Source organism: Roseateles chitinivorans (assembly GCF_050632235.1).
GTDB lineage: Bacteria > Pseudomonadota > Gammaproteobacteria > Burkholderiales > Burkholderiaceae_C > Roseateles > Roseateles chitinivorans_A.
The window spans coordinates 4,749,625-4,770,852 of sequence record NZ_CP192584.1; the positions used below are offsets into that span (position 1 = coordinate 4,749,625).

The 21,228-nt window shown below is 69.0% G+C and carries 22 protein-coding genes and 1 riboswitch; of the genes, 13 read left to right on the top strand and 9 right to left on the bottom strand.

Annotated features, from left to right (window positions below):
- Positions 1-124 precede the first annotated feature (124 nt).
- The 10 genes from ACQ859_RS21635 (at position 125) to ACQ859_RS21680 (ending at position 7,919) form a co-directional block, all read left to right on the top strand.
- Entirely contained in the window at positions 125-2,596 is a 2,472-nt protein-coding gene (locus tag ACQ859_RS21635) for a penicillin-binding protein 1A (RefSeq protein WP_431262694.1), read from the top strand.
- A 12-nt stretch (positions 2,597-2,608) separates the two neighbouring features.
- Positions 2,609-3,409: a transporter gene (locus tag ACQ859_RS21640; RefSeq protein ID WP_431262695.1), complete on the top strand. Its 801-nt coding sequence runs from the start codon at positions 2,609-2,611 to the stop codon at positions 3,407-3,409.
- 94 nt (positions 3,410-3,503) lie between these two features.
- Positions 3,504-4,007: a hypothetical protein gene (locus tag ACQ859_RS21645; RefSeq protein ID WP_431262696.1), complete on the top strand. Its 504-nt coding sequence runs from the start codon at positions 3,504-3,506 to the stop codon at positions 4,005-4,007.
- Positions 3,983-4,531, top strand: a complete 549-nt coding sequence (locus tag ACQ859_RS21650; RefSeq protein WP_431262697.1) for a ribonuclease T2 family protein — start codon at positions 3,983-3,985, stop codon at positions 4,529-4,531. The genes ACQ859_RS21645 and ACQ859_RS21650 overlap by 25 nt, the downstream gene beginning before the upstream one ends.
- Positions 4,532-4,613: 82 nt before the next feature.
- Complete coding sequence (locus ACQ859_RS21655; RefSeq protein WP_431262698.1) at positions 4,614-5,180, top strand: SMI1/KNR4 family protein; 567 nt, start codon at positions 4,614-4,616, stop codon at positions 5,178-5,180.
- Between the two features lie 88 nt (positions 5,181-5,268).
- On the top strand, positions 5,269-5,769 hold the full coding sequence (locus tag ACQ859_RS21660) for a hypothetical protein (RefSeq protein ID WP_431262699.1): 501 nt from the start codon (positions 5,269-5,271) through the stop codon (positions 5,767-5,769).
- A gap of 50 nt (positions 5,770-5,819) precedes the next feature.
- Positions 5,820-6,140, top strand: a complete 321-nt coding sequence (locus tag ACQ859_RS21665; protein WP_431262700.1) for a helix-turn-helix transcriptional regulator — start codon at positions 5,820-5,822, stop codon at positions 6,138-6,140.
- Positions 6,141-6,160: 20 nt separating this feature from the next.
- Positions 6,161-6,799, top strand: a complete 639-nt coding sequence (locus tag ACQ859_RS21670) for a glutathione S-transferase family protein (RefSeq protein ID WP_431262701.1) — start codon at positions 6,161-6,163, stop codon at positions 6,797-6,799.
- Between the two features lie 31 nt (positions 6,800-6,830).
- Positions 6,831-7,130, top strand: a complete 300-nt coding sequence (locus ACQ859_RS21675; RefSeq protein ID WP_431262702.1) for a hypothetical protein — start codon at positions 6,831-6,833, stop codon at positions 7,128-7,130.
- Positions 7,131-7,364: 234 nt separating this feature from the next.
- Positions 7,365-7,919, top strand: a complete 555-nt coding sequence (locus tag ACQ859_RS21680) for a hypothetical protein (protein ID WP_431262703.1) — start codon at positions 7,365-7,367, stop codon at positions 7,917-7,919.
- 190 nt (positions 7,920-8,109) lie between these two features.
- Here the strand turns inward: ACQ859_RS21680 and ACQ859_RS21685 are convergent, their stop codons facing one another.
- Entirely contained in the window at positions 8,110-8,472 is a 363-nt protein-coding gene (locus tag ACQ859_RS21685) for a hypothetical protein (RefSeq protein WP_431262704.1), read from the bottom strand.
- Between the two features lie 82 nt (positions 8,473-8,554).
- Complete coding sequence (locus ACQ859_RS21690; RefSeq protein WP_431262705.1) at positions 8,555-9,676, bottom strand: beta-ketoacyl-ACP synthase III; 1,122 nt, start codon at positions 9,674-9,676, stop codon at positions 8,555-8,557.
- 243 nt (positions 9,677-9,919) lie between these two features.
- Between ACQ859_RS21690 and ACQ859_RS21695 the strand changes: the two genes are divergently transcribed.
- A complete protein-coding gene (locus tag ACQ859_RS21695) occupies positions 9,920-10,897 on the top strand; it encodes a GMP reductase (protein ID WP_431262706.1) in 978 nt (325 codons plus the stop codon).
- A gap of 146 nt (positions 10,898-11,043) precedes the next feature.
- Positions 11,044-11,282, top strand: a riboswitch (cobalamin riboswitch).
- Between the two features lie 83 nt (positions 11,283-11,365).
- Entirely contained in the window at positions 11,366-13,270 is a 1,905-nt protein-coding gene (locus ACQ859_RS21700; RefSeq protein ID WP_431262707.1) for a TonB-dependent receptor domain-containing protein, read from the top strand.
- A gap of 76 nt (positions 13,271-13,346) precedes the next feature.
- Here ACQ859_RS21700 and ACQ859_RS21705 read toward each other — a convergent pair whose 3' ends face one another.
- The 3 genes from ACQ859_RS21705 to ACQ859_RS21715 are packed head-to-tail and all read right to left on the bottom strand — an operon-like array spanning position 13,347 to position 16,922.
- A complete protein-coding gene (locus tag ACQ859_RS21705; protein WP_431262708.1) occupies positions 13,347-13,751 on the bottom strand; it encodes a RidA family protein in 405 nt (134 codons plus the stop codon).
- A 10-nt stretch (positions 13,752-13,761) separates the two neighbouring features.
- Complete coding sequence (locus tag ACQ859_RS21710; protein WP_431262709.1) at positions 13,762-15,843, bottom strand: amidohydrolase family protein; 2,082 nt, start codon at positions 15,841-15,843, stop codon at positions 13,762-13,764.
- Complete coding sequence (locus ACQ859_RS21715) at positions 15,840-16,922, bottom strand: dipeptidase (protein ID WP_431262710.1); 1,083 nt, start codon at positions 16,920-16,922, stop codon at positions 15,840-15,842. The genes ACQ859_RS21710 and ACQ859_RS21715 overlap by 4 nt, the downstream gene beginning before the upstream one ends.
- Before the next feature lie 130 nt (positions 16,923-17,052).
- Here ACQ859_RS21715 and ACQ859_RS21720 point away from each other — a divergent pair, with 130 nt between their 5' ends.
- Positions 17,053-17,700: a TetR/AcrR family transcriptional regulator gene (locus ACQ859_RS21720; RefSeq protein ID WP_431262711.1), complete on the top strand. Its 648-nt coding sequence runs from the start codon at positions 17,053-17,055 to the stop codon at positions 17,698-17,700.
- 72 nt (positions 17,701-17,772) lie between these two features.
- On the opposite strand, the gene ACQ859_RS21725 is transcribed toward ACQ859_RS21720, so the two are convergent.
- The 4 genes from ACQ859_RS21725 to ACQ859_RS21740 form a co-directional block, all read right to left on the bottom strand.
- The gene (locus ACQ859_RS21725) at positions 17,773-18,396 is read right to left on the bottom strand and encodes a phosphohydrolase (RefSeq protein WP_431262712.1); all 624 of its coding nucleotides are present in this window, start codon (positions 18,394-18,396) and stop codon (positions 17,773-17,775) included.
- A gap of 75 nt (positions 18,397-18,471) precedes the next feature.
- Entirely contained in the window at positions 18,472-18,939 is a 468-nt protein-coding gene (locus ACQ859_RS21730; protein WP_431256560.1) for a hypothetical protein, read from the bottom strand.
- A 109-nt stretch (positions 18,940-19,048) separates the two neighbouring features.
- On the bottom strand, positions 19,049-20,008 hold the full coding sequence (locus ACQ859_RS21735; protein ID WP_431262713.1) for a M15 family metallopeptidase: 960 nt from the start codon (positions 20,006-20,008) through the stop codon (positions 19,049-19,051).
- Between the two features lie 190 nt (positions 20,009-20,198).
- Positions 20,199-21,203: a threo-3-hydroxy-L-aspartate ammonia-lyase gene (locus ACQ859_RS21740; RefSeq protein ID WP_431262714.1), complete on the bottom strand. Its 1,005-nt coding sequence runs from the start codon at positions 21,201-21,203 to the stop codon at positions 20,199-20,201.
- Positions 21,204-21,228: the final 25 nt, after the last annotated feature.

The following is a 21,228-nucleotide window of genomic DNA, read 5'->3' on the forward strand; positions in this document are numbered from 1 at the left end:
CCGATTCCCTCCATCGTGGGTCGGCAGTGTGTCTTGTGTGTACGGATTGTTGCCGTGCGCACCGAGACCGGGACAGCCCCGGTTGTCTGACGATAATCCGCCGACCTGAACTCGTGCGCCCCGCATGCAGCAGATTGCCCAATTCGCCCGCAACGTCGCCCAGGCCCTGGCCGGCTTCTTCCTGTCGCTCTGGCGCCGCACCGCCCCGCTCCGGGACGCGTTGCGCCAGCTGCCCACCTGGAAGCGCATCGCCGTCTGGTCGGGCGCGGGCCTGCTGGCCGTCGTCCTGCTGCTCGGCGGCGTGGCGGCCGTCATCTGGCCGGGCCTGCCCGACCTGGACCGCCTGACCGACTACAACCCCAAGCAGCCGCTGCGCGTCTACTCGGAGGACGGCCAGCTGCTCGCCGAGTACGGCACCGAGCGCCGCAGCTACCTGCCGCTGGACAAGATCCCCAAGCAGATGCAGCTGGCGCTGCTGGCGGTCGAGGACACCAACTTCTACGACCACCAGGGCGTCTACGTGCCCGGGATGATGCGGGCGTTCTGGGTCAACCTGTTCTCGTCCTCGCGCAGCCAGGGCGCGTCGACGATCACGCAGCAACTCGCGCGCGACCTCTACCTGACGAAGAAGAAGCTCTACACCCGCAAGATCGTCGAGATCCTGCTGGCGTTCAAGATCGAGAGCCAGCTCTCCAAGGACAAGATCCTGGAGGTCTACATGAACCAGATCTATCTGGGTCAGCGGGCCTACGGTTTCGAGGCGGCGGCGCAGGCCTATTTCGGCAAGTCGCTGAAGGACCTGTCGATCGCGGAGACGGCGATGCTGGCCGGCCTGCCGCAGAGTCCGTACCGCGCCAATCCGATCACCAACCTGAAGCTGGCGCAGCGCCGCCAGGCGACGGTGCTGATGCGCATGGTGGACGTCGGCATGATCACGCCGGAGCAGGCGAAGCAGGCCAAGGAAGAGCCGCTGAAGCTGCGCACCGTGCAGGACCAGCGGCTGCCCTACGGCCAGTACGCGACGGAGATGGTGCGCCAGGTGGTGCACGCCCAGTACGGCGAGGACGCCTACAACCGCGGCCTGCGCGTGACGACGACGCTGCGCATGGACGACCAGGTCGCCGCGTACAAGGCGCTGCGCCGCACGCTGATGGACTACGAGCGCCGCAAGGCCTGGCGCGGTCCGGAAGGCGACGTGGACCTGCCCGACGGCATGGACGCCCAGGAGCAGGACGCCGCGATCGCGCAGGTGTTCAACGAACATCCGGACAACGACGACCTGCGCACGGCGGTGGTCACGCAGGTCGCGAACAACAAGATCCAGGCGAGCCTGTCCGACGGCGACGACATCGAGATCACGGGCGAAGGCCTGCGCTCGGTGCAATCGGCGCTGTCGCCCAAGGCCAAGGCCGACCTGCGCATCCAGCGCGGCGCCATCATTCGCGTGCTGCGCGGCGCGCCGACCAAGGCGTTCCCCAAGGGGGCGTGGGCGGTGACGCAGTCGCCGGAGGCCGAAGGCGCGCTGGTGTCGGTCGAGCCCGACACCGGCAAGATCCTGGCGCTGGTGGGCGGTTTCGACTTCAACCGCAACCAGTTCAACCACGCGACGCAGGCGTGGCGGCAGCCGGGCTCCAGCTTCAAGCCGTTCATCTACTCGGGCGCGATGGAACTCGGCGCGGGACCGGCGACGCTGGTCGACGACGCGCCGATTTCGGTCGGCGACTGGAACCCGCGCAACTCCGACGGCAACTTCGACGGTCCGATGACGCTGCGCCAGGCGCTGGCCAAGTCCAAGAACATGGTCACGATCCGCGTGCTGGAGCAGCTCACGCCGGCGCGCGGCCGCACCTGGGCCGGCAAGTTCGGCATCGACGTCGACAAGCAGCCGGAGAACCTGACGCTGGCGCTGGGTTCGGGCTCGGTGACGCCGCTGCAGATGGCGAGCGCGTATTCGGTGTTCGCCAACGGCGGCTACCTGCTCAAGCCGCTGCTGGTGACGAAGATCGTGGACTCGCAGAACCAGGTGCTGTTCCAGGCGGAGCCGGAGAAGCTCTCCGACGACCGCCGCGCGATCAGCGAGCGCAATGCGTTCATCACCGGCTCGCTGCTGCGCGAGGTGGCGATCCGCGGCACGGCCTACAAGGCCAGCGCGTCGCTCAAGCGCTACGACCTCTACGGCAAGACCGGCACGACCAACGACGCGGTGGACGCCTGGTTCGCGGGCTTCCAGCGGCGCGTGGCGACGGTGGTGTGGATCGGCTACGACCAGCCGCGCAGCCTGGGCGCGGGCGAGTCCGGCGGCGGCATCGCGCTGCCGGCGTGGATCGACTACATGCAGGTCGCGCTGAAGGACATCAAGCCTTCCGAGATCGAGCCGCCCAAGGACGGCGGCCTGGTGCAGGAGGAAGGTCCATTCGGTCCGGACTGGGTCTTCAGCGAGTACGCGGGCGACGCGGGGCTCAAGACGATCGGACCGATGCCGCCGCCGCTACCGCCGCCGGACCCGGCATCGGGGGCGGCCTCGGGGCCCGCGACGGGCGCCTCCGGCGTGCCGCCCTCCTGGTGGATGGGCGGCGAACGCAGCGGCGGTCAGTAAGGAGGACTTCCCATGACGAAGACGCTGGTGATCGCTGCGGCGCTGCTGACGGCGATGGTCGGTTCCGCCCGGGCGGCGGACGAAGCCAAGGAGGCCATCGAGCCGGACCAGCCGGGCATCGTCGAATCGAGCAGCACGGTCGGCAAGGGCCGCGCGCTGCTGGAGACGGGCATCGGCTATCAGCGCGACAAGAGCGACGGCGTGCGCAGCCGGCTGTGGTCGACGCCGACGCTGCTCCGCTTCGGCTTCGCCGAGGACTGGGAGTTCCGCGTCGAGACCGACGGCTACCAGCGCCTGCGGGCGTCGGACGGCGGCGGCACGGTCAAGGCCAGCGGCTGGGCCGACACGGCGCTCGGCGTGAAGTGGCACCTGCAGGACGGCGACGGCGAGCGCCACACGCCGGGCCTGGCCTGGCTGCTGAACGTGGACATGGACAGCGGCTCGTCGGCGTTCCGGGGTCAGGGCTTGCGTCCGTCGCTGCGGCTGACGGCCGAGTGGGACCTGCCGCGTGACTGGTCGGCCGGCCTGATCGGCGGGCTGTACCGCGACAGCCGCGACGACGGCAAGCATTTCGTCGGCGGCATCCTCGGCGCGTCGCTGGGCTGGCCGATCGCGGAGTCCTGGAAGGGCTACGTCGAGGTCGCGGGCGACCAGCTCGCCTCCAACCGCAACGGCGGGCGGAGCATCTCGGCAGGCACGGGCGTGACCTGGCTGGTCGACCGCCGGCTGCAGCTCGACGCCTCGATCAACCGCGGCTTGACGAAGCAGACGGCGGACTGGGTGCTGGGCGTCGGGGTGTCGATCGGCTTCTGATCGTCCGATCGCCGGACGTTCGCCACGGGCTCATTCCCGGCGGCGCCCAGATGACGTACAAAGCCGGCTGTCCTGACAGCATCGCCTGACTTCCATGCGCCTCGCCCTCCGAATCGCCGCCCTGTCGCTGGTCATCAGCGCCCTGCCCTCGGCCTGGGCCGATCCCGCGAGCGGCACCTTCACCGCTTCGCGCGCCTGCGAGGCCTTCCAGTCCTTCAGGAAGAGCACGAACCCGGACGGCGCCAAGCTGTCGCCGGGTACGGGCTACACGATCCTGGAATCGCACAACGCGGGCTGGACGCGGGTGCAGGTGCCCGGCGCGCGACCGCCGGAGCGCTGGGTGCAGAACGACTGCGGCGCGGCGGCGGGCGGCGGCGCCCCGGCCCCCGCGACACCGATCGGCGCCCGTGGACCGTCGACCGACAACGCCGCTGGGAATTCAGCGGCGAACAGCGGTCAAGCCATGTGCAAGACGCCAGACCAATACGACAGCTTCGTGCTGGCGATGTCGTGGCAGCCGGGCTTCTGCGAATGGACGGCGGGGGGCGGCGCGGCAAGCCCGAGTGCGAGGCGATGGAGGACGGCAAGCTCAAGGTGACCAACCTGACGCTGCACGGACTGTGGCCCAACCGGCAGCAATGCGGGATCAGCTACGGCGACTGCGGCAACGCGCCGATGACCTTGTCGAAGGAGACGGTCGCCTACATCGGCCCGTGGATGCCGAACTTCCTCTACGAGAAGGGCTTCGGCGAGCACGAGTGGCGCAAGCACGGCACCTGCCAGACGACGCTGAATCCGGACGCCTACTTCCGCCGCGCGGTCGATCTGGTGAAGCAGTTCAACGATTCCGGCGTGGGCCAGTACATCCGGCAGAACATCGGCGGCACGATCTCGCGCAAGACCTTCTACGAGAAGCTGCAGGCGGAGACCGGCAGCGACGCCTACCGCGACAGCGTGAAGCTGATGTGCTCGGGGCAGTACCTCACCGAGATCCAGGTGAAGCTGCCGCGCGATTACAAGGCCGGCGGCTCGCTGAAGCAGCTGATGGGCGATCAGCCGAGCGGCAGTGGCGGCGGGACCTGCCGCCGGGATGAGATCCGGATCGAGGCGAGCGGGCGGTGAGCCCTGGGCACATCGACACCCATGACTGCAACGACCCCGCGACGGTGATCGCGGGCCTACTTAGACAAATGGATTCCGAGCCATGAAGCATTCAATGACGACGCAGTGGCAACGCATCGAGGACGCGCTGTCCACCCTCGGCTGCCTGACCGAGATGGCCCTGCAACCAGGTGCTCAGCCGGAACGGATCGCCGAGCTGGAGCGGCACCTCGGCGTGACGCTCCCTGACAGCCTGAAAGCCTTCCTCGCCGTTCATGACGGTCAGGATGGCAACCACGGGTTGGTCGGCGGCGAACATCTGCTGTCGGTCGACGGCATCCGCAACGAGTGGTCCAACTGGCGAGAAATCGACGAGTCCGACATGAACGCCGACAGCGCCCAGTTCATGACCTCCGAGCCGCCGGGATACATCAAGCCGCTCTACACCCATCGGTCGTGGATTCCCCTGACGAAGGACTGGGGCGGCAACCACTACGGACTGGACTTCGATCCGGACGAGAAGGGTCGTGTCGGCCAGGTCATCAAGTTCGGTCGCGATGAAGACGAGAAGCGCCTCATCGCCGAGGACTTCGATCGCTTCGTGGAACTCGTCGTCGCCTCCCTCGCCGGCGCCACGTGGGATGGGGAGCAGCTCCATTCGGAGCTCTGATCGGATCGGCACCAAACCTGACCGTTCCCGCACCGCCGTTCACGCGGTGCACCGCTAGGATCAATTCATCCCTTCACGAGGATTCGAATTGAAGCCGAGCACCATCCAGGCCCCCGACGGGTCCGCGCTGGCCCGGGAGATCCACGGCCGACCCGGCATCGGCGTCTCGGCCCATGTATTGCAAGGGCGTGGACTGCGGATCCTGCGCATGCGCGTCGACCAATCCGCGCTGATCCTCGTCGACCGCGGCCTCAAGACCGTCAAGCCGGCCCGCGGTTCAGGTGTCAGGGCCCGACCCGGGCAGGCGTTGCTGTTGAGCGGGCAGCAGACCGTCGATTTCACCAACGACGTCGCCGAGGGCGAGCACTACGAAGCGCGTTGGCTGGTGTTCGACAACGCGTTGCTGGACGACGCCTTCTATCGTGAGACGGCGGCACGAATCGCGTCCGTCGATGCACCGTTGGCGCCGGTGCGGTTGCTGGCGCGGGTACGGACAGGTCTGGCCGATGCCTTCCAGCGTGGCCGGCAAGCCCTGCCCCCGATCCCGCACTGCCCAACGCGGTCGCACGCCAGCGTGTGCTGGAGGTGATGCACTGGTTGCTGGAGGATGGCCTCGTGCTTCGGTCTGCACCGATCGAGATGACCGTCTCCGTCCAGATCCGCGCGCTGATCGCGGGACGACTCGATCACGACTGGACCGCCGCGCGCGTGGCGCAGGCGCTAGCGATGTCCGAAGCGACGCTGCGACGTCGGCTCGCCGCCGAGGGCGAGTCGATGAGCGCGCTGATCGTCGACGCCCGCATGGCTTCCGCGCTGACCTTGCTGCAGGCGACCACCCAACCCGTCTCCCGGATCGCGAACGCCGTCGGCTACGAATCCCCGTCCCGCTTCGCCATCCGGTTCCGCGAACGCTTCGGCTTCGCGCCCACCGTCGTCCGTGGCCACGAGCGCACGAACTGATTCTTCCTCATCGACCCCACATGATCACCATCCATCACCTCGGCCATTCCCAGTCGGAACGCATCCTGTGGCTTTGCGAAGAGCTCGGCATTCCCTACGAGCTCGAGCGCTATACCCGCGATGCCGTGACCCGGCTGTCGCCGCCTGAACTGAAGGCCAGGCATCCGCTGGGTGCAGCGCCGCTGATCGAGGACGGCGACCTGCTGCTGGCGGAGTCGGCCGCGATCGTCGAATACCTCATCGCGAAACACGGCGGCGGCCGTCTCAAGCCCAGTCCCGAACACCCGGACTTCGCGCCGTTCCTGTACTGGTTCCACTTCGCCAACGGCAATCTGCAGCCGGTGATGCTGCGGCGGATGACGCTGGGACGCGCGTTGCCCGCTGATCATCCTGTCTTGGCGGCGACGCAGGAGCGGCTCGACAAGGTGCTGGCGCTCGTCGAGGAGCGACTCGGTCAGGCGCCCTACTTCGCGGGCGACGAGTTCACGGCAGCGGACATCATGAGCGTCTTCTCGCTCACGACGATGCGGCTGTTCCTGCCGGTCGACCTGGCGCCGTATCCGAACGTCCGGGCCTATCTCCAGCGCATCGGTCAAAGGCCCGCTTACCAGCGGGCCATGACGAAGGGCGATCCGGACCTGGCGCCGCTGCTGACCTGATCAGCGCCATGAGTCTTGATAAAGTTACCCGATGACCCTTCGAGAAGCAGTCTCATGGATCGGCCTCGCAGCAGTCCTGCTGTGCGGATTGCTGTATCTGTACTTTCCGGCGGTGCCACATTCCGTGCTCGGTTGGGCCGTGCTCGCGGGGCTCGGCCTGCCGGTCTCGCTGCTTGTCGAGTGGCTTGGCAATGCCGTTCTTGGATCGCGGTTCTTCGCCAATCGGTCGAGCGGTTTCCTCACCCTCCTTGGCCTACCCGTTGTCCTCCTGCTCGTCGCAATCGCCGCAGCCTGCGTACGATTGATTCAAGCGGCAATCTTTGCCGCTTGACGACATGGAGCGGTTAGCCGTTCCGTGGTTTGCCCGGTGAGCGGCCTTCAGGTCCAGGTACCGTGCAGCGAGGCGATAGCAGCGCATCAATCGACTAGCGCTTGCGTCGTCAGCCGATCCCACACACAAGACCAACGATTCCATCGGTCAGGAGGACCGCCCATGTCCGCTCGCACGCCCGCTTCGCGCGTTGCTTCCACGAAGGACATTGCCCATCGCTGGCTCGCGGCCACCTTGCTGCTCGCCGCAGCACTGGTGCGACCTGCTGGCGCGCAGGAACTGCCGATGGTCGCGGATCAGCTCACCGTCCGGTCCGAAGTGGCCGTCGATGGCAGCCCGCAGTGGCGAATCGGTCCGTTGATGCTCAGACTGCCGGACGGCTGGTCGAACAAGACGACGAGGCCGGTCTTCGCCAAGCTGGAGGGGCCGTCCCGCAGCTTCTCCTCCTACATGTCGAACAAGGCGACACCCCGCGCGCGGCAAGAGGGCTACTCGTTGCTCGATGACCCGCACCGCGGTCCGTCCCAGTTCGCGACGATTGCGGACTGGAACGATTGCGAGGGCAATGTCGAACGCGTTGCCAAGCCGTTGATCAAGCGCAGCAGCGACAAGGCCGTCGTCTACGTCTCCTGCACCGTCCAACTGAGGCCCGGTGTTCCTGGAACCCTCCTTCAGGTCGGCATCTACACGCCCACGCGCCTCATGCTGCTACATGCCTTCGGTCAGGAGAAGGAGATGAAGGAATCGCTCGCGGCCGTCGCGGCCCACCGGTGGCAGGAAGCCGACTGACGCCCCATCCCGTGGCGATCCCGCCGCGCGTTCACCGCTGGCGTTCGATTTTCTGCCGCTCGCTCTGCCACGTCGTGCATCCGGGACCAGCGCGCTCACAGCGAGCACGACGACCATCAGCCCGTAGGACAGCGCCCGATCCCGGATGTCGCGGCAGTCGTCCTTCGGCGAAGTGCGACGCACCGTTCGCTCAATCCCAGCTCTTGGCCGAATTGATGATGATCACGACACCCAGGAAGGTGCCGATCGGGAAGGCTAACAGCAGCGGCAATGCCGCGACGATGCTGACCCCGCGCACCCACTTCAAGTTGCGCGTCGCACCGCGCGACAGTCCGAGATGGATCGCCGCGAAGACGAAGAACGCCACGGCCGCCACGACCATGCCGACCTCCAGCGCGCCTTGGCGCCCGAACATCAGCGCCAGCGTGAACATCACGGCAAAGACCAGATAGATCACCCCGACGATCTTGTGCGTCCCCGCGACACGGGCACTCGGATGCGGGCCGCGCCAAGCGCGCGACGCGGGGCTGGCGGATTCGACGGCAATGGACATATTCCCTCCCTGTTGAAAATCGTTCCTGAGCGCTCCCGTTCCTCGGGAGTCGCCCGGGCCGGCCCACGGGCCGGCGTGGCGCTCAGCGCTTCTTGACGATCACGCTCCCCACCGAGTACCCCGCGCCGAACGAGCAGATCACCCCCAGGTCGCCCTGCTTGAGGTTGGCGCGGTGCTCGTGGAACGCGATCACCGAGCCGGCCGAGGCCGTGTTCGCATACGTGTCCAGGATCAGCGGCGCGATCTCCGCGCCGGCTTCGCCGCCGACCAGCTTCTTGATCACCAGCTGGTTCATGCCCAGGTTGGCCTGATGCAGCCAGTAGCGGCTCACGTCGTTCGGCTGGATGTGCAGCGCGGCCAGGTGGTTCTCGATGTGCGCCGCGGCGATGGGCACCACTTCCTTGAAGACCTTGCGGCCCTCCTGGCGGAAGGTCTTGTCCCGCGCGTCGGGATCGCTGTCCTCGGCCTTGTTCATGAAGCCGAAGTTGTTCCGGATGTTGTTGGAGAACTGCGTCGCCAGCTTGGTGCCCAGGATCTCCCACTGCTCCGGCGCGGTCGCCAGATCGGCGCGCTCGACGACGATCGCCGTGCACACGTCGCCGAAGATGAAGTGGCAGTCGCGGTCCTTCCATTCCAGATGCGCGGACGTGATCTCCGGATTCACGATCAGCACGCACTTCGACGCGCCCGAGCGCACCGCGTTGTACGCCTGCTCCAGCGCGAAGGTCGCGGACGAGCACGCCACGTTCATGTCGAAGCCGTAACCGCCCGCGCCCAGCCCCTGCTGGATCTCCACCGCCATCGCCGGATACGCGCGCTGCATGTTCGCCGCCGAGCAGAACACCGCGTCCACGTCCTCCGGCTTCTTGCCCGCCGCCTCCAGCGCCTTGCGCGCCGCGTCGACCGCGATCTCCGCCATCAGCGACAGCTGGTCGTCGGCGCGTTCCTCGAAGCGCGGGTACATGCGCGTCGGGTCCAGCACGCCTTCCTTCTCGATCACGTAGCGCTGCTTGATGCCCGAGGCCTTCTCGATGAACTCGACGTTCGAGTGCACCAGCGCCTCGCGCGTGCCGGCGGCGATGGCTTCGGCATGCTCGGCGTTCTGCAGGTCCACGTAGCGGTTGAACGAGTCCACCAGCTCGGCGTTGGTGATGACGTGCGGAGGCTGGTAGAGACCGGTGCCGCTGATGACGACGGAATGCATGTGGCTTGTCTTCTGATGTCGCCCGTTCACGGGCCAAGGCGCGAAGTTTAGCGAACTGCGCCCAAAAGCCCCCGAACGATGCATGCTGCACCGCAGCGCGGCGACGACGCGCCGCAGCACGCGTAGAATGGGTCACCGGGCCCAAATTTTGGGACCCGGTTTTTTTGGCCGGGTCTCAAGTCAAGCGCTCGCAGCCCAGGGCGTGCACTGCCTCAACGCAGCCCGACTTTGCGACTTTGGACCATGGAAATCTTCGACTACGACAACATCCTGCTGCTGCCGCGCAAGTGCCGCGTGAACAGCCGCAGCGAGTGCGACACCTCCGTCGAGTTCGGCCCCCGCCGCTTCAAGCTGCCGGCGGTGCCCGCGAACATGAAGACGGTCGTCGACGAGTCCATCACCGAATGGCTGGCCGCCAACGGCTACTTCTACGTGATGCACCGATTCGACCTCGACGGCGTCGCCTTCGCCCGCACGATGCGCGACAAGGGCCTGCTGGTCTCCCTCAGCGCCGGCGTCAAGGAGGCGGACTACGCCCTCATCGACCGCCTCGCCGCGGAAGGCCTCGGCGCCGACTACATCACCATCGACATCGCCCACGGTCATGCCGACGCCGTGCAGCGCATGATCGCCCACATCAAGCACAAGCTGCCCGACACCTTCGTCATCGCCGGCAACGTCGGCACGCCCGAAGGCGTCATCGACCTGGAGAACTGGGGCGCCGACGCGACCAAGGTCGGCATCGGCCCGGGCAAGGTCTGCATCACGCGACTGAAGACCGGTTTCGGCACCGGCGGCTGGCAGCTCTCGGCGCTCAAGTGGTGCGCCCGTGTCGCGACCAAGCCCATCATTGCCGACGGCGGCATCCGCCATCACGGCGACATCGCCAAGAGCGTGCGCTTCGGTGCCGCGATGGTGATGATCGGCTCGCTCTTCGCGGGCCATGAGGAGTCGCCCGGCCATACCGTCGAGGTCGACGGCAAGCGCTACAAGGAGTACTACGGCTCCGCGTCCGACTTCAACAAGGGCGAATACAAGCACGTCGAAGGCAAGCGCATCCTCGAACCGGTGAAGGGCCATCTGGCCGACACGCTGCGCGAGATGGAGGAGGACCTGCAGAGCTCCATCTCCTACGCCGGCGGCCGCGCCCTCGGCGATCTGCGCAAGGTGAACTACGTGGTCCTCGGCGGCGAGAACGCCGGCGAACACCTGTTCATGTAAGGTCCACGCCCGCAGTCCACCCGCATGCCCAAGGCCCGTGGGCAGCGGGTGCTGCTGGGGCCGGAATGGTGCTTGGGGTTCCCGGAGGGAGGCCCCATGCACCGTGGAGAGCCCGCGCCAGGCGACATGAAGTCGAGGGGCCTCCCGTTATGATCCCGCCCGTTGGTGCTCGCGCCCGGCCTTCCGCCGGCGCAGTTCAACGGGAATCAGGAGGGACTGCGGTCCCAACCTGAGCTGCCCCCGCAACGGTAAGCGGAAGGCGTGCTTCTTCTGAATGTTGAAGGCGCGCGGCTCGTGTCTGAACACCACTGGACGATCGTCCGGGAAGGCAACACGGGTTCATTCTTCCGACAGCCCGGATACCGGCCAACAGGCGGATCGTCGCCGTCCTTCCAGGAGGATGGCGCGTCCATTCCGCATGCGGCCGCGGGGAAGCGGCCGTCTGCCGCTGCTTTCCGACGTTCCGACATGCAAGCCTCTTCTCCCCGCGCCACGCTGCGCGCCGTCGCCCGTGCTTCCGCGACCGCGCTGGTCGCCCTGCCCGCCCTGTCCATCCTTGCGACGAGCGCCTTCGCGCAGTCCTCGCTCGATCCCGTCGTCGTCATCGGCACGCGCGAGCCGCAGGCCCTGAGCAAGAGCGTCGCCGACATCGTCCTGATCGACCGCGACACCTTGCGCGACAGCGGCGCCGCCAGCGTCGAGGAGGTCCTGCGCCGCTACGCCGGCCTGCAGATCCTGCAGAACGGCGGTCCCGGGCAGACGGCCGGCTACCTGCTGCGCGGCACCAACACCAACAGCACCGTCGTCATGATCGACGGCCTGCGCATCGGCTCCGCGACGCTGGGCCAGGCGGCCTTCGAGGCCTTGAGCCTCGACCAGATCGAGCGCATCGAAGTGCTGCGCGGACCGGCCTCGGGCCTCTACGGCTCGGACGCCGTCGGCGGCGTGATCCAGATCTTCACGAAGCGCGGCCAAGGCCCGCTCAACATCACCAGCGGCGTCGCGGTCGGCGAGTACGACTCGCGCAAGGCCGACTTCGCGCTGAGCGGCGCGCAGGCCGGCTTCGATTACGCGGCGAGCATCGGCCGCGAGACCAGCGACGGCGTGTCCTCGATCCGTCCCAACGACCGCAGCGGCTACTACAACCCGGACCGCGACGGCTTCCGCCGCACGGCGGCCACGGCGCGACTGGGCTTCACGCCCGCGGACGGCCATCGCATCGGCATCAGCGCCTCGCAGAACAAGCTCAACGCGCAGTACGACAGCGCCAACTTCGGCGGCCCGCCGGACTACCTGTCCGATCCGACGCCGGACTTCCGCAACCGGCTGACGACGCGCGTCGTCAGCGCCGACTACCGCGGCACGCTGTCGCCGATCTGGACCACCACCGTCCAGGTGACGCACGGCATCGACGATTCGCGCGCCGGCGCCCCCGACCCGCTGCCGTTCAAGACGACCCGCGATCAGGCCACCTGGCAGAACGCCCTGCGCCTGGCGCCGGACCAGCAACTGCTGCTCGCCTACGAGCGCCTGTCGGAGAAGGCCGACGGCGTCGTCACCGACACGCTCAAGCGCCACAACGACGCCTACATCGCGGGCTACACGGGCCAGTTCGGCGCGACGTCGCTGCAGGGCAACCTGCGCCGCGACGAGAGCTCCGCCTACGGCGGCTTCACGACCGGCTCGCTGGGCGCCAGCTACGCCCTCACGGAGGCCCTCAAGGTGCGCGCCCTCGCCGGCACCAGCTTCCGCGGGCCGACCTTCAACGACCTGTACTACCCGTTCTACGGTCGTGACAACATCCAACCCGAACGCGGCCGCAGCATCGAGCTGGGCGTGAACTGGCGTTCCGGCGCGACCAGCGCCTCGGCGACGGTGTACCGCAACAAGGTGCGGGACCTGATCGTCTACAACCCCGATCCCAACGGCACGGATTGCCCGGCGGGCTATTTCGGCTGCGCCGGCAACATCGGCCACGCCACGCTGAAGGGCGCGACGCTGACCGGCGCGCATCGCCTGGGCAACTGGAACTTCGCCGCGAACGTCGACTTCCTCGACGCGAAGAACGACGAGACCGGTGCGCGCCTCATCCGTCGCGCGGCGCATCAGGAAAGCGTCTCCGTCGATTACGACACCGGCGTGTGGAGCGCCGGCGCGTCGGTGACCGACATCGGCAAGCGCCCGGACGCGGCAGGCAACCTGGGCGGCTACGCGCTGCTGGATCTGCGCGCGACCTGGCGCTTCCTGCCGCAATGGCGCCTGGAGGCCAAGGTCCTCAACGCCGCCGATCGCGACGTGGAGCCGGTGTACTCGTACCAGGGCCTGGGCCGTCAGGCCTGGATCGGGGTGCGGTACGACATGAAGGGCTTCTGACCTTCAGCTGCCGGGCGGCCATCGCGGCCGCCCGCGTCCGGCTGAGACGATTCCCCGACGTCCCCGACGATCGATCTCAGCCCGGACGCACGGCGGTGCATTCCACCTCGACTCGCGCGCCCAGCGCGAGTCCGTTGCAGCCGAACGCGCTGCGGGCCGGCAGCGGCCGGTCACCGAAGAACGCGCGGTAGACCTCGTTGAAGACGCCCCACTCCGCCATGTCGGCGAGCATCACCGTGCAGCGCATCAGGTGCTCGACGCCGAGGCCCTGCGCATCCAGCGCGGTCTCGATGTTGCGCAGCGTCTGCAGCGCTTCGGCGCGGAGGCCGCCCTCGACGAGCTCCAGCGTGCCGGGCTTGTTCCCCAACTGACCCGACAGGAACACGAACGGCCCGAAGGCCGTGCCCTCGGGGAACGGCACGCTGGCGGGAAGGACGAGGCCGCTGTTGAAGCGGTGGATCGTGTTGTGGTTCGCGGTCATTGCATGCCCCTCATTTCGCCATCCCCATCGCCGCTTCCAGCTGCGCCGGATCGAACACCCGCCCCGCCTTGATCGTCTTCACCACCTGCCGCAGCGCGGCGATGTCCTTCAGCGGATCGCCGTCCAGCAGCACCATGTCGGCCTGCTTGCCCGCCGCGATCTCTCCGCGCTGGCCGGCCACACCCAACACCTGCGCCGGCGTCAGCGTCGCCAGGCGCAGCACCTCGGCGTTGGGGATGCCGGCGCGCACGTAGAGCTCCAGCTCGCGGTGCAGCGTGTAGCCCGCGAAGGCGTCCGTGCCGGGCATCAGCGTGACGCCGCCATCGTGCAGCCGTTTGATCAGCTGCAGCAGCCGCGGGAGCGCCTGCCGGTACGCTTCCTCCTTGCCCGGCGGCACCGCCACCGCGCCGGACAGCAAGCGCCGCCGCACGATCGGCGGGAAGCGCTCGACCATGCCCTTCAACGCCGCCGGCGGCTCGCCCGGCGCGCCCGAGTACAGGCCTTCCAGGATCGCCACCGTCGGGTCGAGCACCGTGTGCCGGCGCCGCAGCTCCGCGATGAAGCCCGTCACCGGCGCGCTGTCGAGGTCCAGTTGCAGCAGCTTCTCCGCCATCACCGTGTAGCGGTCCTTGCCGCGCGTGTCGGCGACCTCGGGGAAGAAATTCAGCACGATGAAGTTCAGGTGCTGGATCTCGTCCGCGCCGGCATCGATGAACTGCCCCGCCCGCATGAACGCCGGCACGTGACCGCTGACGCGCAGCCCGCGCGCATGCGCCATGTCGGCGATCGGGCGCACCAGCTCCGGCTTGAAGGACGAATAGATCTTGATCTGCTCGTAGCCGCGGTCCGCGTACCAGTCGACCGCCTTGCGCGCCTGCTCGACCGTCTCGACGCGCACGTCGGTCGGGCCGGCCAGCGGGCCCACGCCTTCGACGATGCCCGCCTTCACCACGCGCGGCCCGAGTTCGGTGCCCGCGTCGAAGCGCTTCACGCGCTCGATCAGCGGCAGGTTGTCGTTGGCCATGTCGCGCGCGCTGGTCACGCCGGCGATCAGGTCGAAGACGCCGTCCGTGCCGGAAAAATGCTGGTGCACATCCCACAGGCCCGGCATCAGGAATCGACCCGCGGCGTCGATGACCTCGGTGCCGGCCGGCGCCGGCGCATCATCGTCCGGCTCGACGCGCACGATGAAGCCGCCGCGCACCAGCACCCGCATGTCCTCGCGCGCCACCAGATCGCGCGGCTCGAACAACCGGGCGTGGCGGATGAGCAGGTCGCCCTGCGGCACCTGCGTCATCCGCTTCGCCAGCTCGGCGGACCAGCGCTTGTCCGCCTCGCGCTGCGCCGCGGACAGGCGCGCCAGCGCCGGCAGGTCACGCGACTCCAGGACCTCGAACCAGTCGTCGATCACGGCGGCGGTCTGCTGACGCTCGTCCAGCCACACGGCCACCGGCGTGAAGTCGATGCCGGAGATCAGGTGCAGCGTCAGTCGACGCCCGCCCGCCGCGATCGTCGGGCCTTTCGTCAGCGTCGCTTCACCCGCAGGCAGCAGGGCCAGGCGTTGCCCCGGCGCCTTCAGCAGCGCGCGGGCGAGCACGCCGGTGAACTCCGGCGGCGCGTTGGCGGGCAGGTAGAAGGCGCCCGCCTCCGGCCACGCGACACCGCCCTGCTCCACCCGGTTCTTCCAGGACGCCTTGCCGTCCGCGCGGTCGAAGCGCTCGGTGAGCGGCACCTTCCAGTAGTCGTTGCCTTCGGCCTCGTAGCGCAGCGGCAGGCCGCGCGCGTCGAGCGTCCAGCGCGCACGGAGCTGATCGCCGCGGCCGCGCTCGCTGAACGCGTAGTCGACCAGCACCTCGTCACCCTGCCGGCTCAGCGCCTGGCGGCCCACGGTCATGCCGTGGATCTGGACCTGCGACAGCAGCGCCTTCGCGCCCGGCAGCACCTGCGGCGCGGGCAACGCGGCCTGTGCCGCCTGGGCGTCGGCGGCGGTCGGCGCCCACTGGCGCTCGTGATCGTCGTGCGCGCGGGCGGCCGGTGCCCACAGCACGGCGCACAGGGCGGCCAGCAGCGTGATTCGATTCATCGTCTTCATTGCCAGGTCTCCGTCATCAGCCGGCGGAAGTTGCCGTCCAGGATCTTCTCGATGCGCGCCGCGCGGTGTCCCCGCGCCGACAGCAGCCGCGCCAGCTGCTGGTACTGATCCGGCCCGCACAGGTCGGGCAGGAACAGTCCCACGTCCGCCGTCTCGCCCGGCGCGCCGATGCCCAGGCGGCGACGGAGCGCGATCTCGTCCTCGAGGTGCCGGCGGTACGCGGCCATGTCGTCGTAGTGCGTGCTGCCGCCATCGGTCCCCAGCCCCACATGATCCTCGCCGCAGATGTCGATCGCGTGCTCCAGATGGGCGATGAGATCTTCCGCATGCGGCTGGCCGCCCAGGCGCAGGTAGGGCATGAAGTAGAGGCCGACCACGCCGCCCCGCTCGGCGAGCAGCCGCAGCTCGGCGTCGCTCTTGTTGCGCGGATGATCGGCGATCGCGCGGCAGCCGGTGTGCGTGATCGCGACGGGACGTCCGGCCAGACGCAGCGTGTCCAGGCAGGTGCGCTCGCTGCTGTGGCTCAGGTCGACCAGCACGCGCCGCTGCTGCAGGCGCTCGACGACCTCCGCGCCGAAGGCGCTCAGGCCGTCGTCGTCCGGCACCGTCGCGCCGCAGCCGACCGCGTTGCGGCCGTTGTAGGTCAGCTGGATCACGCGCACGCCGAGGTCCGCGAAGTGGTCCACGGCGGCCACCTCGGTGCCCAGCATCGCCGTGTTCTGGAAGCCGTAGATCACGCCGATGCGGCCTTCCCGGCGCGCGGCGGCCAGGTCCTTGCCCGCGCGCACCTTCAGCAGCTGCGGCTGCGTGTCGATGAAGGCGTCCCAACCGGCGATGTCGCGCTCCGTGGCGGCACGCGGATCGTCGCTGCCGGCCACATGGCCCAGCGTGACGTTGACCGCGTAGAGCCCGGACGCCAGCGCGTCATCCAGCGAGCGCCTGTCGACGTCCTGCGCGCTGCTGGCATAGGCCATCGCCAGACGATCGCCGGGAACCGGCTGCGAATGCGGCGCCAATTGCCGGTTCGGGTTGTCCAGGACACCGAGGGCGTTCAGGACGGGCAGCAACGGAGGCTTCATGCGCGCGTGGGCACCAGGTGCTTTGAGGGATGATCGCGGCTCGCCCCGCGGTCTCCCGATCCCCGGTCGGGATCGACCGACAGGCGCGGCCGACGAGATCCGCGGAAAACACTAGAAGATTATTCTAATCATGCCAACGAAGACCGCCAAGGCCGTCGCGAGGACCGAGCAGGTACTGAAGGCCGCCTACCCGGACGACCGCGCCGAGACCAAGCGGCTGATCCTGGCGCAGGCGCTGTCGGCGTTCAACGCCCGAGGCATCGAGGCCACGACGATCGACGACCTGCGCGCGGCCAGCGGCCAGAGTGTGGGCACGATCTACCACCACTTCAAGAACAAGGAAGGCGTGGTCGCAGCGCTGCTGTTCGCGGCGGTCGACGACCAGAGCCGCGCGATCGCGGCGCGCATCGGCGGACTGGAAGACAGCCATGCGGTGGTCGACGCCTTGATCACCGCGTATGTCGAGTGGATCACCGAGCATGCGGACCTGGCGCGCTTCTACTTCATCGCCCGCGAAGTCGTCGCGGGCGGGCCGTTCGGGGACGACCTCCGTGCGCGGATGGCGGCCCGTTATGGACCGATCGATGCGTGTTTCGCGCGCGACGTGAAGTACGGTCGCGTGATGCCGCTGCCGGAGGAACTGATCCCGGCGCTCGTGCTGGGCGCGGCGGAGTGGTACAGCCGCTCGTGGCTGGCGGGACGCCGGCTGGCAAGCCCGGCGGATCGCGGGGCGATATTGGCCGAGGCCGCCTGGCGGTCGATCGCGCGGCAGATCTGACGGCCGCCACAGCCGCCTCACCGGCGGCTGCGCCGCGTCATTCGGCGCAGCGCGCCTCGTGAGGCCTCGGGGTCAGGTCTCGAGCTGGCGCAGTGCTTCCAGGAATCGTCCCGCCGCGACGTCCGACGGCCAAGGTTCCCACGGCGTGCCGCCAAACACCGCGTGCAGCGGGTCCGCCGCCAGCACCGGATGCGTGATGCCCAGCACCTCGCGCACCTCGCGCTCGGACCAGCCCGTGCAGTGCACGGCTTCGGTCGCGGCGGCGGTGCTGTCGGCGCGCTTGTGCGTCGCGTGCGTCTCCGGCGTCCACGGGGGCAGCTGATACCGGACGGCGATCGCCGCCATCAGCCGGTCGCCGACGACGCGGAACGGCTCGCCCAGCACGCGCTTGAGCGGCGAGATGCAGTCGAAACCGAGGAAGCCTTCCTCCGCGTCGTGCAGGAGTTCGGCGCGTTGAAGCGCCGGCGACAGCGGTTCGCCGCCCTCTTCCGCCCACTGCCGGCGCAGCGCGAGCACCAGCAGCGAATGCTGCGCGACGGACAGCGGCCAGGGCCAGACGGATTCACCGCCCCAGCGGTAGGTGCGCGCCAGGCGCAGCGCGAGGTCCTCGTCGGTCCAGGCGTCGGGGGACGGGTTGATCAGATCGAGCGCCGCCCCGGAGGGCAGGCGGATCCAGGCGCGGGGGCTGTCGGTCATGCGATCGACTGTAGCGAGCGCCGCGGCACCCGCTGTCAGCAGGGACGGCCGCAACGGCGGTCGCGCGTCCGGCGTTCAGTCCATCTGCTCGCGCAGGGCCTTGGCCTTGGCGCGGTAGAACTTCGCCGAGGCGGCGTTGCCGGCCTTCTCGAAGCGGTCGGCGACCGAGGTCGCCGCCTTCGCCGCTTCGTCGAAGGCCTGGATGAACACCTGACGGTCTTCGCTCGGCACGAGCTTGCCCTGCTCGAAGCGGCCGGCCATGTAGCCCTGGTCGGGGATGTCGACGACGCCCAGCGCCAGTTCCCCCTTGGCCACGCGGCCGAGGAAGATGCGCTTCACGGCGGCACCCTGCTGCTCCTTGAGCACGCCCAGGCCGTCGGCCTTGTCGGCGGCGCAGGCGCCGTCCCAGCGCGCCGATCCCGCGGCCCAGCCGTCGGGCAGCGTGGCCACGTTGCAGGCGGCCAGCGTGGGCTGGCAGGCGGCGGTCATCACCAGGCCCGACAGGGCCAGCAGGCGGAAGGCGGAGATCAGGCGGAGCTTCATGGCAACGAGTATCCATGCGGCGACGCGCACCGGTGGGCGCGCGTCGCGGAGATTGAAACAACGGGTGTCGCGACGAGCGGCACCCCAGAGGGCCGGAGCCCGCGGCCGCTCAGGTCAGGCGCGGCGCCCACTGGGCGACCAGCGAGCGGCTGGCCTCGAAGTGCATCGCGTCCTCGGTGCGGAACGCGGCGCCCCAGTACCAGCCGTGGCGGTTGAAGATCGGCGCGATCAGGGTCAGGCCGACCTGCACCTTGCTGTCGCCGCGGCGGTCCAGCACGCCGTTGAGCGTCAGGTCGATCGCCGTGCCCCACGAGTGGTTGGAGATGCCGGTCGTCGAGCCACGGATGTTGCGGCAGCAGAGCATGCCGGCGGTGCCGAGCGCCGCGTAGACGGCGGGCTGTTCCTTGCGGATGTCTTCCATCACCGCAGCCAGGCTGTCGACGGCCAGGTCCAGGCCGGTCGCCCGGAAGGGGCCGACCGACTTCGACACGATGTGCTTCTTCAGCTTCTCGTTGGTCAGCGGCTGGCAGTCCTGCGAGTACGAGTGACGCGGCTGGCCGAGCGCCTGGACCATGTAGGACGAGGACACGGCCACCAGGCCAGGGTTCATCGTGTGCGCGTCGGGACGCGGCACCAGCGTGGTCAGCAGGGCGCGGGCGCTGCCGGAATCACCGCTGGCCGCGACGTTCTGGGGCGTCGCCGCGGAGGTGCTGCCGGCGCTGGTGGCCGGGGCGGCCGTGTGCGTGGCGGCGGGACGCGAGGCGGCCGCCGGGCGGGAGACCGCGGCCGGGGCCACGCGGGCGGCCGGCGACGCGGCGTGCGCTCCGGTGGCCGGGGCGGCCGCGCTCAGGCGCTTCAGCGTGCTGCCGTTGGGATCGACGCGCCCGTCGGGCTTGCTCATGAACCCGCGCTGGAAGCGCAGGATGCCGTCGACCGTCAGCGGGCCGCACAGGCCGTCGACGCGCCCGCGATAGAGCTGGCGGGCCGTCAGCAGACGCTGTACGGATTCGACGTCGGCCTTGCGGTTCTTGCCGGCGGCGCCGACGGAATCGATGAGATGAGCTTGCACGCGAGGATCCCCTTGCTGTCGAAATCGGATGGCGGTTGCATTCTGGGCATCGGCTTCCGACGGCGACATTGACCAAGGTCACCTCCACGGCGTCGCGTCCCTCGCAGCTGTGACGGGCGGTAACGCAGAACGCCCGGAAGGCGCCGGATGGCCGCTCGTGACGTCCGCCCGGGTCGCCCGGGTCGCCCGCTCAGGCCGTCGCCACGGCGCCGACCAGCTCGCAGAAGCGCGCCATGTCGACGTTGCCGCCGCTGATCACGATGCCGACGCGCTGGCCCTTCAGTTGATCCTTCATCGCCTTCGCGGCGGCGAAGCCCAGGCAGCCGGTCGGCTCGACCAGCATCTTCATCCGCGACGCGAAGAAGCCCATGGCGTCGACGAGCTCCGCGTCCGTCGCGGTCAGGACGTCGTCCACGTGCTGGCGGATCAGCGCGAAGGTGATGTCGCCGAGGTGCGGCGTCTGCGCGCCGTCGGCGATCGTGCGGGGCGTGTCGATGGTGACGATCGTGCCGCTGCGGAACGATTGCTGGCCGTCGTTGCCGGCCTCCGGCTCGACGCCGTACAGCCTGGCCTTGGGCGACAGCGCACGGGTCGACAGCGCCGTGCCCGACAGCAGCCCGCCGCCGCCCAGCGGCGCGAAGACGGCATCGAGCGGGCCGACCTCGTCGAACAGCTCCTTCGCGGCGGTGCCCTGCCCCGTCAGCACGTCGGGATGGTCGAACGGCGGGATCAGGGTCAGGCCGTGCTTCTCGGCCAGGTCGCGGCCGATCTGCTGGCGGTCCTCGGTGTAGCGGTCGTAGAGCACGACCTGACCGCCGTAGCCGCGCGTCGCGGCGATCTTGGCCGCAGGCGCGTCCTGCGGCATGACGATGGTGGCGGGCATGCTCAGGATGCGCGCCGACAGCGCGATCGCCTGCGCGTGGTTGCCCGACGAGAACGCGACCACGCCGAAGCGGCGCTGTTCCGGCGTGAAGCGCGACAGCGCGTTGAACCCGCCGCGGAACTTGAAGGCGCCCATGCGCTGGAAGTTCTCGCACTTGAAGAACACCTGCGCGCCGAACAGCTCGTCGACGGTGCGCGAGGTCAGCACCGGCGTGCGATGTGCATGGCCTTCGATGCGGCGGGCGGCGGCCTCGACGTCGGCGTAGGTCGGAAGGGCCACGGGCGTGGCGGCGGGGTGGGACGTGGCGCTCATCTCTGCTCCTGAACGAAGGGCGGCG